The 15,529-nt window shown below is 67.1% G+C and carries 12 protein-coding genes and 1 tRNA gene; all 13 read right to left on the bottom strand.

What is annotated here, in order from left to right:
• Nucleotides 1-7: 7 nt before the first annotated feature.
• The 13 genes from rpsG to ACFVFR_RS22730 all read right to left on the bottom strand — a co-directional run bounded on the left by rpsG (nt 8) and on the right by ACFVFR_RS22730 (nt 15,440).
• The gene (rpsG, locus tag ACFVFR_RS22790; protein WP_176163495.1) at nt 8-478 is read right to left on the bottom strand and encodes a 30S ribosomal protein S7; all 471 of its coding nucleotides are present in this window, start codon (nt 476-478) and stop codon (nt 8-10) included.
• Between the two features lie 2 nt (nt 479-480).
• Entirely contained in the window at nt 481-852 is a 372-nt protein-coding gene (gene rpsL / locus ACFVFR_RS22785; RefSeq protein ID WP_003948652.1) for a 30S ribosomal protein S12, read from the bottom strand.
• A 497-nt stretch (nt 853-1,349) separates the two neighbouring features.
• Nucleotides 1,350-1,817, bottom strand: a complete 468-nt coding sequence (locus ACFVFR_RS22780; protein ID WP_383704685.1) for a DUF1707 and DUF4190 domain-containing protein — start codon at nt 1,815-1,817, stop codon at nt 1,350-1,352.
• A 235-nt stretch (nt 1,818-2,052) separates the two neighbouring features.
• A complete protein-coding gene (locus tag ACFVFR_RS22775) occupies nt 2,053-5,967 on the bottom strand; it encodes a DNA-directed RNA polymerase subunit beta' (RefSeq protein WP_383704568.1) in 3,915 nt (1,304 codons plus the stop codon).
• 122 nt (nt 5,968-6,089) lie between these two features.
• Nucleotides 6,090-9,572, bottom strand: coding sequence for a DNA-directed RNA polymerase subunit beta (gene rpoB, locus ACFVFR_RS22770; protein ID WP_383704566.1), 3,483 nt, complete (start codon nt 9,570-9,572; stop codon nt 6,090-6,092).
• Nucleotides 9,573-10,164: 592 nt separating this feature from the next.
• Complete coding sequence (gene rplL / locus ACFVFR_RS22765; RefSeq protein ID WP_383704564.1) at nt 10,165-10,551, bottom strand: 50S ribosomal protein L7/L12; 387 nt, start codon at nt 10,549-10,551, stop codon at nt 10,165-10,167.
• Between the two features lie 130 nt (nt 10,552-10,681).
• Nucleotides 10,682-11,212 (bottom strand): 50S ribosomal protein L10, encoded by a 531-nt coding sequence (rplJ, locus tag ACFVFR_RS22760; RefSeq protein ID WP_383704562.1) that lies wholly within the window; start codon nt 11,210-11,212, stop codon nt 10,682-10,684.
• Between the two features lie 264 nt (nt 11,213-11,476).
• Nucleotides 11,477-12,382: a hypothetical protein gene (locus ACFVFR_RS22755; protein ID WP_383704560.1), complete on the bottom strand. Its 906-nt coding sequence runs from the start codon at nt 12,380-12,382 to the stop codon at nt 11,477-11,479.
• Between the two features lie 128 nt (nt 12,383-12,510).
• The gene (rplA, locus tag ACFVFR_RS22750) at nt 12,511-13,227 is read right to left on the bottom strand and encodes a 50S ribosomal protein L1 (RefSeq protein ID WP_383704558.1); all 717 of its coding nucleotides are present in this window, start codon (nt 13,225-13,227) and stop codon (nt 12,511-12,513) included.
• Between the two features lie 118 nt (nt 13,228-13,345).
• A complete protein-coding gene (gene rplK, locus ACFVFR_RS22745) occupies nt 13,346-13,780 on the bottom strand; it encodes a 50S ribosomal protein L11 (protein WP_383704556.1) in 435 nt (144 codons plus the stop codon).
• A gap of 196 nt (nt 13,781-13,976) precedes the next feature.
• The gene (nusG, locus tag ACFVFR_RS22740; protein ID WP_383704554.1) at nt 13,977-14,885 is read right to left on the bottom strand and encodes a transcription termination/antitermination protein NusG; all 909 of its coding nucleotides are present in this window, start codon (nt 14,883-14,885) and stop codon (nt 13,977-13,979) included.
• A gap of 81 nt (nt 14,886-14,966) precedes the next feature.
• Nucleotides 14,967-15,257, bottom strand: a complete 291-nt coding sequence (gene secE / locus ACFVFR_RS22735; RefSeq protein ID WP_383704552.1) for a preprotein translocase subunit SecE — start codon at nt 15,255-15,257, stop codon at nt 14,967-14,969.
• A 110-nt stretch (nt 15,258-15,367) separates the two neighbouring features.
• Nucleotides 15,368-15,440 (bottom strand) — tRNA-Trp (locus tag ACFVFR_RS22730).
• Nucleotides 15,441-15,529: the final 89 nt, after the last annotated feature.

Genomic DNA, 15,529 nt, shown 5'->3' with positions numbered 1-15,529 from the left:
GTAGCGACTACCAGCGGTAGTGCGCGAAGGCCTTGTTGGACTCGGCCATCTTGTGGGTGTCCTCGCGACGCTTGACCGCGGCGCCCAGACCGTTGCTGGCGTCCAGGAGCTCGTTCATCAGACGCTCGGTCATGGTCTTCTCGCGACGGGCGCGCGAGTAGCCCACGAGCCAGCGCAGCGCGAGGGTGGAGGCGCGGCCGGGCTTGACCTCGACCGGCACCTGGTAGGTGGCGCCACCGACTCGGCGGGACTTCACCTCAAGGGTCGGCTTGATGTTCTCCAGCGCGCGCTTGAGCGTGATGACCGGGTCGTTGCCGGTCTTCTCGCGCAGCCCCTCCATGGCGCCGTAGACGATGCGCTCAGCGGTGGAGCGCTTGCCGTTCAGCAGCACCTTGTTGATGAGGGAGGTGACAAGAGGAGAGCTGTAGACCGGGTCGATGATGACCGGGCGCTTCGGGGCGGGGCCCTTACGAGGCATTCTTACTTCTCCTTCTTGGCGCCGTAGCGGCTGCGAGCCTGCTTGCGGTTCTTGACGCCCTGGGTGTCGAGCGAGCCACGAATGATCTTGTAGCGAACGCCCGGCAGGTCCTTCACACGACCGCCACGCACGAGCACGATCGAGTGCTCCTGCAGGTTGTGGCCCTCACCCGGAATGTAAGCGGTGACCTCGATCCCGCTGGTCAGACGCACACGCGCGACCTTACGCAGGGCCGAGTTCGGCTTCTTCGGGGTGGTCGTGAAAACACGCGTGCAGACGCCACGACGCTGGGGGGAACCCTCCAGCGCGGGCGTCTTGTTCTTCTCGACCTTGTCCTGCCGGCCCTTGCGGACCAGCTGCTGGATCGTAGGCACCGTTTCTCCGGTTTCTGTGTGCCGTCTAGTAAAGCTAACCTGGGGTTTCTCCGACCCACGCGGTCGGGTGTGTCGCACGCTCTAGACCGCCGCGATGAGCGAAAGAGTGCGGAGTTTGGTGTAGAACACCTTGGACCCCCAAAAACTTGGGGGTACTCCTCCGAGCTCCGTCCGGGACACCTCACCTCGACGGAAGCCGAGGAAGCGCGCGCGCACGGGAGCCCAGGGACACGCCAGGCACAAGGTCAGAGCGTACCTACCGCATCGGCTCCGGTCAAAACAAATGCACACGCGTAGGACACGCCGGGCGGCTCACGGCGTTGCGGCTTACCGTAGTGCGCCCGCTCCCCGCGCGAAAGCACATCTCAGCCGCTGAACACCGGCCGCGCCCCCGCCCCGCCCCACGGCCCGGCAGCGCAGCCCCCCGCCGACGGACACCGGCCGAGCAGCGACGCCGTCCGCGTCCGCCCAGGTCACAGCCCCGTCGGCGGGTCAGGTCAGAGGGCGACCGCCAACACCACGGCCAGCACCATCAACGCCACGAAGCCCATCACCACGTACCCGAGCACCAGGCCCGCGATCGCCATCCCGTCGCCCTGCTCCCCCGTACGGCGGATCTCGGCGCGCGCCTTGTGCCCCAGGATCACCGCCGGAATCGCGGTGACGCCGACCATCGTGCCGAGGATGCCGCACACCAGGGAACCCGTCGCGCTCCCGTTAGTCCGCGCCTGCGCCGGCAGGAAGGTCTGCGGCACCGCCGGCGCCATCGGTCGCGGGACGAACTGCGCCTGGGACAGCGGCCCTTGGGGAAGATCCGCGACCAACACCTGGAGTTCGCCGTACGTCTGCGCCTGGTAGGCCCGGGTGATGCGCTGCTCGTACTCGGGCTGGGGCAGCCGCCCCTCGACGAAGCCGGCCTTCAGCACGTCGACCGCCCGCTCGCGCTCGGCGTGTGAGACCCGCATCATCGGTGACTGGATCATCGGCTGGGCCGGTTGTCCGCCCTGCCACGGTTGGAACGCCACCTGAGAAACCTCCCCCAGCTAGACAGCTCCCTCCATCATCCACGACGAACCGCGGGGCGGTCATCCCACACTGGGATGACCGCCCCGCGGTTTCGGCCTTCTCGCGCCGCCCCGGCCGGCCCGGTCACGCCCCGCCGAAGCGGGCACGCACCCGGACCTGACGCCGGATCGGGTCCTACTGGTTGTACGGACCGTAGTCGTAGTCCTCCAGCGGAACCGCCTGGCCCGAACCCGTCCCGAAGGGCGAGTAGTCGATGTCGTCGTAGCCGACGGCCGAGTACATCGCGGCCTTGGCCTCCTCGGTCGGCTCGACCCGGATGTTGCGGTAGCGGGACAGGCCCGTACCGGCCGGGATGAGCTTGCCGATGATGACGTTCTCCTTGAGGCCGATCAGGGAGTCCGACTTGGCGTTGATCGCCGCGTCGGTGAGCACCCGGGTCGTCTCCTGGAAGGACGCCGCCGACAGCCACGACTCGGTGGCCAGCGACGCCTTGGTGATGCCCATGAGCTGCGGACGACCCGAAGCCGGGTGACCACCCTCCTGCACCACGCGACGGTTCTCGTTCTCGAAGCGCGAGCGCTCCACGAGCTCGCCCGGCAGCAGCTCCGCGTCGCCGGACTCGATGATCGTCACCCGGCGCAGCATCTGCCGGATGATGATCTCGATGTGCTTGTCGTGGATCGACACACCCTGCGAGTTGTAGACCTTCTGGACCTCGCCGACCAGGTGCACCTGCACGGCCCGCTGGCCGAGGATGCGCAGCACGTCGTGCGGGTTGGTGGCACCCAGCGTCAGCGCCTGACCCACCTCGACGTGGTCGCCCTCGCCGACCAGGAGTCGGGCTCGCTTGGAGACGCCGTACGCGGTCTCCTCGGAGCCGTCGTCCGGGGTGACGACGAGCTTCTTGGTCTTCTCGGTCTCCTCGATGCGCACCCGACCGGCCGCCTCCGAGATGGGGGCGACACCCTTGGGCGTACGGGCCTCGAAGAGCTCGACGACACGCGGCAGACCCTGGGTGATGTCGTCACCGGCCACACCACCGGTGTGGAAGGTACGCATCGTGAGCTGGGTGCCGGGCTCACCGATGGACTGGGCCGCGATGATGCCGACGGCCTCGCCGATGTCCACGAGCTTGCCGGTGGCCAGCGAGCGGCCGTAGCAGAAGGCACAGGTGCCGACGGCGGACTCGCAGGTGAGCACCGAGCGGGTCTTGACCGTGGTCACACCGTGCTTGACGAGCTGGTCGATGAGGACATCGCCCAGGTCGACGTTGGCCGGCGCGATGACCTTGCCGTCCACCACGACGTCCTCGGCGAGCATCCGCGCGTACACGCTGGTCTCGACGTCGTCCGTCTTGCGCAGCACGCCGTCCGTGCCCTTGGTGGCGATGGCCAGCTTCAGGCCGCGCTCGGTGCCGCAGTCCTCCTCGCGGATGATCACGTCCTGCGAGACGTCCACCAGACGACGGGTCAGGTAACCCGAGTCGGCGGTACGCAGGGCGGTGTCCGCGAGGCCCTTACGGGCACCGTGGGTGGCGATGAAGTACTCGAGAACGGACAGGCCGTCACGGTAGGACGCCTTGATCGGACGCGAGATGGTCTCGTTCTTGGCGTTGGACACCAGACCACGCATACCGGCGATCTGACGCATCTGCATCATGTTTCCACGCGCGCCGGACTCGATCATGATGAAGATCGGGTTAGTGCGCGGGAAGTTGCGCTGCATGGCCTCGGAGACCTCGTTGGTCGCCTTGTTCCAGATGACCACGAGCTCCTGGTGCCGCTCGTCGCGCGTGATCAGACCGCGCTCGAACTGCTTCTGGACGTGCAGTGCCTTGGCCTCGTACTCGTCCAGGATCGCCGGCTTCTCCGGCGGGCCGAGGATGTCGGAGAACGCGACGGTCACGCCCGAGCGGGTGGCCCAGTGGAAACCGGCCGCCTTCAGGTTGTCCAGCGTCGCCGCCACGATGACCTTGGGGTAGCGCTCCGCCAGGTCGTTGACGATCTCGGAGAGCTGCTTCTTGCCCACCGAGTAGTCGACGAACGGGTAGTCCTCGGGCAGCAGCTCGTTGAAGAGCGCGCGGCCGAGCGAGGTGGTGAGCCGGAAGCTGTCGCCCGGCTGGTACGGCCGAGCCAGCTCGCCGTTCTCGTCCTCGGTGGGCTCCGGCGGGGTCCAGCCCCGCGGCGGCATGGTGCCGACCGGGAAGCGGATGTCCACCTTGGCCTGGAGCGAGAGCTCCCGGTTGTCGAACGCCATGATCGCCTCGGCGGTGGAGCCGAAGGACCGGCCCTCGCCGACGGTCTTGCGCTCCGCCTCGTCGGTGGTGAGGAAGAACAGACCGAGGACCATGTCCTGGGTCGGCATCGTCACCGGCCGGCCGTCGGCGGGCTTGAGGATGTTGTTCGAGGACAGCATCAGGATGCGGGCCTCGGCCTGCGCCTCCGCGGACAGCGGCAGGTGCACGGCCATCTGGTCGCCGTCGAAGTCCGCGTTGAACGCGGTGCACACGAGCGGGTGGATCTGGATGGCCTTGCCCTCGACGAGCTGCGGCTCGAAGGCCTGGATGCCCAGGCGGTGCAGGGTCGGCGCACGGTTGAGGAGCACCGGGTGTTCGGCGATGACCTCTTCGAGCACGTCGTAGACGACCGTGCGACCGCGCTCGACCATTCGCTTGGCGCTCTTGATGTTCTGCGCGTGGTTCAGGTCCACCAGGCGCTTCATCACGAACGGCTTGAACAGTTCGAGGGCCATGGCCTTGGGCAGACCACACTGGTGCAGCTTGAGCTGCGGGCCGACGACGATGACCGAACGGGCCGAGTAGTCGACGCGCTTGCCGAGCAGGTTCTGACGGAATCGACCCTGCTTGCCCTTGAGCATGTCGCTCAGGGACTTCAGCGGGCGGTTGCCCGGGCCGGTGACCGGACGGCCGCGGCGGCCGTTGTCGAACAGCGCGTCGACGGCCTCCTGGAGCATCCGCTTCTCGTTGTTCACGATGATCTCGGGGGCACCGAGGTCAAGGAGACGCTTGAGACGGTTGTTCCGGTTGATGACCCGACGGTAGAGGTCGTTCAGGTCCGAGGTCGCGAAGCGGCCACCGTCGAGCTGCACCATCGGGCGCAGGTCCGGCGGGATGACCGGGACGCAGTCCAGAACCATGCCGTTGGGGCTGTTGCGGGTCTGCAGGAACGCGGAGACGACCTTGAGGCGCTTGAGCGCACGGGTCTTCTTCTGGCCCTTGCCGGTGCGGATGATCTCCCGCAGCCGCTCGGCCTCTTCCTCCAGGTCGAAGGACTCCAGGCGCTTCTGCAGCGCGGCGGCGCCCATGCCGCCCATGAAGTAGGTGCCGAAGCGGTCCCGCAGCTCGCGGTAGAGCAGCTCGTCACCCTCCAGGTCCTGGACCTTGAGGTTCTTGAAGCGGTTCCACACCTCGTCCAGGCGGTCGATCTCGCGCTGGGCACGGTCGCGGAGCTGCTTCATCTCGCGCTCGGCGCCCTCGCGCACCTTGCGGCGCACGTCGGCCTTGGCGCCCTCGGCCTCCAGCTCGGCCAGGTCGGTCTCGAGCTTCTTGGCCCGGGCCTCCAGGTCGGCGTCGCGGCGCTGCTCGACCTGCTGACGCTCGACGGAGACGTGCGCCTCCAGGGAGGGCAGGTCGCGCGTGCGGCGCTCCTCGTCCACCCAGGTGATCATGTACGCGGCGAAGTAGATGACCTTTTCCAGGTCCTTCGGCGCGAGGTCGAGCAGGTAGCCCAGGCGCGACGGGACGCCCTTGAAGTACCAGATGTGGGTGACGGGGGCGGCCAGCTCGATGTGGCCCATCCGCTCACGGCGCACCTTGGCGCGCGTGACCTCGACGCCACAGCGCTCGCAGATGATGCCCTTGAAGCGAACGCGCTTGTACTTGCCGCAGTAGCACTCCCAGTCCCGGGTGGGGCCGAAGATCTTCTCGCAGAAGAGTCCGTCCTTCTCGGGCTTCAGGGTGCGGTAGTTGATGGTCTCCGGCTTCTTGACCTCGCCGTGGGACCACTGCCGAATGTCGTCCGCGGTGGCCAGGCCGATCCGCAGCTCGTCGAAGAAGTTGACGTCGAGCACTTGTCGTCAATCCCTCTTTCAGGGTCGTGCCCCTCGCGTCAGCGAGAATTGGGGCTCTTCATCATGGTCTGTACGGGTCCTGGGCGACCGGGGCACCCGGGCGAGTGCCCCGGTCAGGCCCGTCAGACCTCTTCGACGCTGCTCGGCTCGCGCCGGGACAGGTCGATTCCGAGCTCCTCCGCCGCGCGGAAGACATCTTCGTCAGTGTCACGCATCTCGATGGACATGCCGTCCGAGGAGAGCACCTCCACGTTCAGGCACAGGGACTGCATCTCCTTGATGAGCACCTTGAAGGACTCCGGGATGCCGGGCTCCGGGATGTTCTCGCCCTTGACGATGGCCTCGTAGACCTTCACGCGACCGGTGACGTCGTCGGACTTGATGGTCAGCAGCTCCTGGAGGGCGTACGCGGCGCCGTACGCCTCCAGCGCCCACACCTCCATCTCGCCGAATCGCTGGCCACCGAACTGGGCCTTACCACCCAGCGGCTGCTGGGTGATCATGCTGTACGGGCCGGTGGAGCGGGCGTGCAGCTTGTCGTCCACCAGGTGGTGCAGCTTGAGGATGTACATGTAGCCGACCGAGACCGGGTCCGGGAACGGCTCGCCGGAGCGGCCGTCGAACAGCCGCGCCTTGCCGGACGGCTGGACCATCCGCTCGCCGTCCCGGTTCGGGATGGCGGCCTCGAAGAGACCGGCGATCTCGTCCTCGCGGGCGCCGTCGAAGACCGGGGTCGCGACGTTGGTGCCCGAGGCCACCTCGTCGGCGCCGATCGCCTGGAGACGCCGCATCCACTCCGCGTCGCCGTCGACCTTCCAGCCCTGCGAGGCCAGCCAGCCGAGGTGGATCTCCAGGACCTGTCCCGGGTTCATTCGGGACGGGACGCCGAGCGGGTTCAGGATGATGTCGACCGGGGTGCCGTCCTCCATGAACGGCATGTCCTCGACCGGCAGGATCTTGGAGATGACGCCCTTGTTGCCGTGGCGGCCGGCGAGCTTGTCACCGTCGGTGATCTTGCGCTTCTGTGCGACGTAGACACGGACGAGCTGGTTGACGCCGGGCGGCAGCTCGTCGCCCTCCTCGCGGTCGAAGACGCGGACGCCGATGACCTTGCCGATCTCGCCGTGCGGCACCTTGAGCGAGGTGTCGCGGACCTCACGGGCCTTCTCACCGAAGATCGCGCGCAGCAGCCGCTCCTCGGGGGTCAGCTCGGTCTCGCCCTTCGGGGTGACCTTGCCGACCAGGATGTCGCCCGCGACGACCTCGGCACCGATGCGGATGATGCCGCGCTCGTCGAGGTCGGCCAGGACCTCCTCGGAGACGTTCGGGATGTCCCGGGTGATCTCCTCGGGGCCGAGCTTGGTGTCGCGCGCGTCGACCTCGTGCTCCTCGATGTGGATCGAGGAGAGGACGTCGTCCTGCACCAGCCGCTGGCTGAGGATGATCGCGTCCTCGTAGTTGTGGCCCTCCCACGGCATGAACGCGACCAGGAGGTTCTTGCCGAGCGCCATCTCCCCCTCGTCGGTGGAGGGACCGTCGGCGAGCACCTGACCGGTGACCACGCGGGCGCCCTCGTCCACGACGACCTTCTGGTTGAAGGAGGTGCCCTGGTTGGAGCGGGAGAACTTGGCGACCCGGTAGGTCGTGTACGTGCCGTCGTCGTTGGCCACCGTCACGTAGTCGGCGGACACCTCCTGGACGACACCGTTCTTCTCGGCCTTGATGACGTCGCCGGCGTCGACCGCGCAGCGGTACTCCATGCCGGTGCCCACCAGCGGGGCCTCCGCCTTAATCAGCGGCACAGCCTGGCGCATCATGTTGGAGCCCATGAGCGCGCGGTTGGCGTCGTCGTGCTCGAGGAAGGGGATCATGGCGGTGGCGACCGACACCATCTGACGCGGCGAGACGTCCATGTAGTCGACCTCCTCGCCCGGGATGTAGTCGACCTCGCCACCACGGCGGCGCACCAGCACGCGGGACTCGGCGAACCGCAGCTCGTCGGTGAGCGGCGCGTTGGCCTGCGCGATGACGAAGCGGTCCTCCTCGTCGGCCGTCAGGTAGTCCACCTCGTCGGTGACCTGGCCACCGGTGACCTTGCGGTACGGGGTCTCGACGAAGCCGAAGGCGTTGACCCGGCCGTAGGAGGCGAGCGAGCCGATCAGACCGATGTTCGGGCCTTCCGGCGTCTCGATCGGGCACATCCGGCCGTAGTGCGAGGGGTGCACGTCACGGACCTCGAAGCCGGCCCGCTCACGGGAGAGACCACCGGGGCCGAGCGCCGACAGACGCCGCTTGTGCGTCAGGCCCGACAGCGGGTTGGTCTGGTCCATGAACTGCGACAGCTGGCTGGTGCCGAAGAACTCCTTGATGGAGGCGACGACCGGCCGGATGTTGATCAGCGTCTGCGGCGTGATCGCCTCGACGTCCTGGGTGGTCATGCGCTCACGCACGACGCGCTCCATCCGGGCCAGGCCGGTACGGACCTGGTTCTGGATGAGCTCGCCGACGTTACGCAGACGACGGTTGCCGAAGTGGTCGATGTCGTCGGTCTCGACGACGATCGAGGTGCCGCTCTCACCGGCCGTCTCGGTCTCGCCCGCGTGCAGCTTGACCAGGTACTTGATCGTCGCGATGACGTCCTCGGTGGTGAGCACGCCGGCGTCCAGCGGCTGGTCGGCACCGAGCTTCTTGTTCACCTTGTAGCGGCCGACCTTGGCGAGGTCGTAGCGCTTGGGGTTGAAGTACAGGTTCTCAAGGAGCGTCTGCGCGGCCTCACGCGTGGGGGGCTCGCCCGGACGCAGCTTGCGGTAGATGTCGAGCAGCGCGTCGTCCTGCCCCTGGGTGTGGTCCTTCTCCAGGGTGGCGCGCATGGACTCGTACTCGCCGAACTCCTCCAGGATCTGCTCGGTGGTCCAGCCGAGCGCCTTGAGCAGGACGGTGACGGACTGCTTGCGCTTACGGTCGATACGCACACCGACCATGTCGCGCTTGTCGACCTCCATCTCCAGCCAGGCACCCCGGGACGGGATGATCTTGGCGGTGAAGATGTCCTTGTCGGAGGTCTTGTCGATCGAGCTGTCGAAGTAGACGCCCGGCGAGCGGACCAGCTGCGAGACGACGACACGCTCGGTGCCGTTGATGCAGAAGGTGCCCTTGTTGGTCATGAGCGGGAAGTCGCCCATGAAGACCGTCTGCGACTTGATCTCGCCGGTCTCGTTGTTGGTGAACTCGGCGGTGACGAAGAGCGGCGCGGCGAAGGTGAAGTCGCGCTCCTTGCACTCGTCGATCGAGTTCTTCGGGGGCTCGAAGCGGTGGTCACGGAACGTGAGCGACATCGACCCGGAGAAGTCCTCGATCGGGGAGATCTCCTCGAAGATCTCCTCCAGACCGGACTTGGTGGGGACGTCCTGCCCACTCTCCAACGCGGCCTCGACGCGAGCCTTCCAGGCGGCATTGCCGAGCAGCCAGTCGAAGCTTTCGGTCTGCAGCGCGAGGAGGTTCGGGACCCCGAGGGGTTCCTTGATCTTCGCAAATGAGATGCGCAGCGGGGCAGTGCTGTCGCCGGTGTTCGTATTGGCAGTCGAGGCGTTGCGCGAGGCGGCCAAGAGGGGGTCCTTCCGAGGGCTCGGACTCACTACGCGCATACCGGTCCCCTACGGAGCACACAGAGAGAAATCCCTGGTCAGGGTGTTTCGGTCGGCGTACTCACGTGCGGGCTTGCCCCTGGTGACGGGCAGGGGGCAGCTAAACGGCAGCGCAAAGGGTCAGTGTAGCCACTTGGCCCACTGATGTCCAGAGCGGATATCCGGAGACTGGCAGTGCCAACCTCTCCCTCCGGGAGGGGTCTCCCCCTCGTTGTCTTCCAACGCCGTCTTCCAACGCCTGCGGCAAGGCTTCCCGCTTCGCGCTCGTTCCATGCCTCGGGTCGTCGACCGATCTGAGACCGGCCCGACCTCGCGTCCTGAGAATTGCGCGCCACGTGCCGTTCGTCAAGGGCCACCCGGGCGCCGAGATCATCACAGGCACACCGGCGGAGGAACGAAGATCACCATACCCGCAGGCACCGACAGCCGACCGACAAGACACCGTACCCCGTGCCCGAACGCGCCAGGGCGACCACCCGCTTGGGTGATCGCCCTGGAAACACTCGAGTCAGCGACTCAGGCCACGCGCGACAGCGCGCGGAGGGGTGAGGTCTTACTTGACCTCGACGGAGGCGCCGGCGCCCTCAAGGGACTCCTTGGCCTTGTCCGCGGCCTCCTTGTTGACCTTCTCCAGAACCGGCTTCGGGGTGCCGTCGACGAGGTCCTTGGCCTCCTTCAGACCCAGCGAGGTCAGCTCACGCACGACCTTGATGACCTGGATCTTCTTCTCGCCCGCACCGGTGAGGATGACGTCGAACTCGTCCTTCTCCTCGACGGCCTCGGCAGCGGCGCCACCGGCGGCACCCGCGGCGACCACGGCGGCCGGGGCGGCGGCGGTGACGTCGAACTTCTCCTCGAAGGCCTTCACGAAGCCGGCGAGCTCAAGGAGGGTCATCTCCTCGAACTGGGCAAGCAGGTCTTCCTGGCTGAGCTTCGCCATGATGGCGGTCCTTCCACTAATTCGGCTGGTGCCGGATGTACATGTCGGCGGGCGTGTGCCTGACGGCATTGCTCCGTAGACGGGCCCGCTGCGACCGTCGCGCTGGGCGACGGTCAATGCGTGAGCCGAATTACTCGGCACCGCCCTGCTCGGCCTGCTTGGCGCGAAGCGCTTCCGCGGTGCGGACGAACTTCGACGGAAGCGCCTGGAAGAGCGCGGCAGCCTGGGACTGCTTGCCCTTCATGGCGCCCGCCAGCTTGGCGAGCAGAACCTCGCGGGACTCAAGTTCCGCAAGCTTGTTGATCTCGTCAGCCGTCAGCGGCTTGCCGTCAAGGACACCGCCCTTGATGACGAGATGCGGGTTGTCCTTGGCGAAGTCGCGCAGACCCTTCGCCGACTCCACCGGGTCACCGGTGACGAAGGCGATCGCCGTCGAACCCTTGAACAGGTCGTCGAGCGAAGTGATCCCGGCCTCGTTGGCCGCGATCTTGGTCAGCGTGTTCTTCGCCACGCGGTACTGGGCGTTCTCACCGAGAGCGCGTCGCAGCTCCTTGAGCTGCGCGACACTCAGGCCGGTGTACGCCGTGACCACTGCGGCGTTGGAGCTGCGGAACTTGTCCGTCAGCTCGGCAACCGCGGCAGCCTTGTCGGGCCTCGCCATGAGCCTCGGCCTCCTTCCGGGTGATCGGACCGCACTGGCTGAAGGAAGGAGACTGGGCAAAACGAAACGCCCCGGCGTAGGCGCTCGGGGCGTAGCTCAACCGGAGAGACTCCGGGAACTCATCCACAGTCACCTACGCGGGCCGTCCGCAGCTAGCGGAATCCTTCGGTCACCGTGCCTCTCGCGAGACACCGTGACGACCAGCGGTCTTTGGCTTCTGTGGAAGAGTACGCGAACGAATCGCGAACGGGCAAATCGGTGCCGTCAGCCCTGCTGCATGACCTCTTCGAAGTTCAGCGTGTCCGAGGCGGGCGGCTCCTCGACGCTGACCTGGGTGCCGTAGTCGGAGTAGAAGACCGTGGCGTCGAACTTGCCCTGGCTGCTGTCGGCCTGCTCACGCTTCTTGACCAGGAGGTTGTCGCCGTCGATCCACAGGTCGATGGTCTCGGTCTCCATGCCGGACTGCTGGAGCTGCTCCTGGAGGTCGCTCAGGTCCTGCTTGGACAGGTCCTCGGACTGCATCTGGGCGAGCTCGGAGACGTTCACCACGCCCGTGTAGTGGGTGGCCTTCGTGCCCCGCACGTCCTCCTTGCCGACCTCGCGCACCTTGCCGGTGGCGATCAGCACCTGCACGGCCCGCGCGGGGTCCGTGTTCTGCATCTGGTCCTTGAGGAACTTGCCCGAGGGGCCGGCCTTCTCGGCGAGGGTGGCGTAGTCGTACTTGACCCAGTGCTTGCCACCGGCCTGCGGCGTCTTGGCGAACTCGTCGCCGAGGTTCATGTACATCGCGTCGGGGGTGTAGCGGGCCTCCCGCTTCTGGCCGCTGGCGCCGGCCTGCTCCGCCGCGCCCCCGCTCTGCGTGATGGTCATCGAGGCGCGCATGCCGTTCGACCAGTCCATGCCGCCGGACATCTCGGAGGTCGCGCCGGCCATCGTGGTGTTGCCGTCGACCTTCGCCGAGTGCTGCTTGTTGGTGCTCTGCGAGGCGAGCTGCAGCGCGGCTATCGCGTTCTTGGCGGGCGCCGCCTCCTCGCTGCTGTTCGTCTTCTTCGCGTCCCGCTTGTCGCCGGACTCGCTGCCACACGCCGTCAGGCCCGCCAGCAGCGCCAGGCCACCCACCGCGGCCGCGGTGCGGGTGCCCCACCGTGCCGCCATCCGAGAACTACGCACACATCCCCCTCTTTAACTTCTGTTTACATCCTCTAGCAGGGTAGCCGAGGGTCGCCGCGACGCAACGCGCGAGCCCCGCATCTCCACGAAGATGAGATGCGGGGCTCGCGCGCTGGGACCGTCGAGGATCAGACGGTCTCGTCCTCCACGAGGAGGTTGCGGGTGCGGTTGGAGTCGAGCGGGATGCTCGCGCCCATGGTGGTGGTCACCGCGGCCTTCTTGATGTACCGGCCCTTGGCCGCGGACGGCTTCAGACGGAGGATCTCCTCCAGCGCCGCCGCGTAGTTCTCGACCAGCTGCTGCTCACCGAACGACACCTTGCCGATGATGAAGTGCAGGTTCGAGTGCTTGTCGACGCGGAACTCGATCTTGCCGCCCTTGATCTCCGTGACGGCCTTGGCCACGTCCGGCGTGACGGTGCCGGTCTTCGGGTTCGGCATCAGGCCACGCGGGCCGAGCACGCGGCCGAGGCGGCCGACCTTGCCCATCAGGTCCGGGGTCGCGACGACGGCGTCGAAGTCGAGACGGCCCTTGGAGACCTCGTCGATCAGTTCGTCGGAGCCGACGATGTCGGCGCCCGCGGCTTCCGCGGCGGCAGCACGGTCACCGGTCGCGAAGACCAGGACCCGGGCGGTCTTGCCGGTGCCGTGCGGCAGGTTCACGGTGCCGCGGACCATCTGGTCGGCCTTGCGCGGGTCGACGCCCAGACGCATGGCGACCTCGACGGTCGCGTCGAACTTGGTGCTGTTGGTGTCCTTGGCGAGACGGACGGCCTCGAGCGGGGCGTACAGCCGCTCCCGGTCGATCTTCTCGTCCGCGCCGCGGAGAGCCTTGCTGCGCTTCACTGCTGCTCCTGGTAGTCACACCCACGGCTGCCGCCGCGGGTCAGGGATGGAGTCGTGGTGCGGGCCAGCGCCTGGCCCTTCCACTGGTGGGGCCGTGGCCCCGGGGACGTGGAGGTGCTCAGCCCTCGACCGTGACGCCCATCGAACGGGCGGTGCCCGCGATGATCTTCTCGGCGGCGTCGAGGTCGTTGGCGTTCAGGTCGGGCATCTTCACGGTGGCGATGTCACGGACCTGGTCGCGGGTGATCTTGGCGACCTTCGTCTTGTGCGGCTCGCCGGAGCCCTTGTCCACGCCCGCGGCCTTGAGGATCAGCTTGGCGGCCGGCGGAGTCTTGGTGATGAAGGTGAAGGAACGGTCCTCGTAGACCGTGATCTCCACCGGCACGACCATGCCACGCTGCGACTCGGTCGCGGCGTTGTAGGCCTTGCAGAACTCCATGATGTTGACGCCGTGCTGACCCAGGGCGGGGCCGACCGGCGGAGCCGGGTTGGCGGCGCCGGCCTGGATCTGGAGCTTGATAAGCCCCGTGACCTTCTTCTTCTTGGGAGGCATGTGCTCTCTCCGGGTCTAAGTGAGAGGTTTTCGCCTGGCCCATCCGACCTTCCGGATGGAGGCATACCGCACAACGATAACGGGTATAGCTATGCGGCCAAAAACCGAGCAGGTCAGAAGGGCTGCCCGAGTCCCTTGCGGGCGCCTCGGACGGGCCGTTCCGACCTGCTCGGCAGTGGCTGTGTGATCCGGGGGATCAGTTCTTCTGGATCTGGTCGAAGCTGAGCTCGACCGGCGTCTCGCGGCCGAAGATCTCGACGAGACCCTTGACCTTCTTCGAGTCGGCGTTGATCTCGTTGATGGTCGCCTGGAGCGTCGCGAACGGGCCGTCGGTGACGGTGACCGAGTCGCCCACCTCGAAGTCCAGGACCTGGACCTCGACCTTGCGGCTCGGCATCGGGGTGCCGGACTCGGCGGCGGCGGCCTTGGCCGCGGCCTCCTCGGCCTCGGGGGCGAGCATCTTGACGATCTCGTCCAGGGTCAGCGGGTACGGGTCGTAGGCGTTGCCCACGAAGCCGGTGACGCCCGGCGTGTTCCGCACGACACCCCAGGACTCGTTCGTCAGGTCCATGCGGACCAGGACGTAGCCGGGGAGCTTGTTCTGCCGGACCGTGCGGCGGTCGCCGTTCTTGATCTGGACGACCTCCTCCTGCGGCACCTCGGCCTGGAAGATGTAGTCCTCGACGTTGAGCGAGACGGCGCGCTGCTCGAGGTTGGTCTTCACACGGTTCTCGTAACCCGCGTAGGTGTGGATGACGTACCACTCGCCGGGCAGCGTGCGCAGTTCCTCGCGCAGCGCCTCGACCGGGTCCACGGCGACCTCTTCGGCCACGGCCTCGGCCGCCTCGTCCGCTTCCTCGACGGTCTCGCCCGACTCCGCGGCCTCGTCGGTCGCCTCGGCGTCGGCCTCCTCGGTGACGTCCTCGGCCGACGCGTCGTCAGCGGCGCCCTCGGTCTCCGCCTGATCGGCCTGCTCGACGTCCGTCCCCTCGGCGCTGTCGAGCGCGGCGTCCTCCTCGACCGGGGCAGCCGCCGGGTCGGCCGTCGCCGCAGCCTCCTCGCCCTCTCGGGGCTCGATGGCGTCGTTCAGGTTCGGGTCAGACACGGTGGCTGCTTCTTCCTGGCTACAAGAGGGGTGGAACGTGCGATAGGGGCGCCGCACAGGTGCGCGGTGCCCTACGCGGGATCAGCCGAAGATGTACTTGACGGCTTCGTTGAACCCGTAGTCAATCACGGTAACAAGACCGATCATGATGACGACGAAGACGATCACTACGGTGGTGTACGTCGTGAGCTGGTTACGCGAAGGCCAGACGACCTTGCGCAGCTCCGCGACGATCTGACGATAGAAGAGCGCGAGGCGGCCGAATGGCCCCTTCTTCCCGCGCTTGCCACCACGGCGGCCCTTCTTGGCGGCCTCGTCGTCTTCGGGACGACCGCTTTCAGGCGTTGCGGTGGAGCCAAGGGCTTCCGTCACTCGTCCTCACCTGAATCCGGATCGTGGCCGTGCCGCGTGCCGGACCGGCCCCACAGCGGTGCATTTGAGTTCTGCGCATGCACACACCCGTTGGTGCTGGATGTGTGTAGCAGGGCCGGAGGGACTTGAACCCCCAACCGCTGGTTTTGGAGACCAGTGCTCTACCAATTGAGCTACGACCCTTTGTGGCCCCCAACGTACAGCATCCGGCCGGTTCCACGGAGTTCGTGGACGGATACGGTTGTTGGGACCCGACGACGGATGAGTGTACG

Source organism: Streptomyces sp. NPDC057702 (genome assembly GCF_042799315.1).
GTDB lineage: Bacteria > Actinomycetota > Actinomycetes > Streptomycetales > Streptomycetaceae > Streptomyces.
This window is presented reverse-complemented; position numbering and strand designations above follow the sequence as displayed.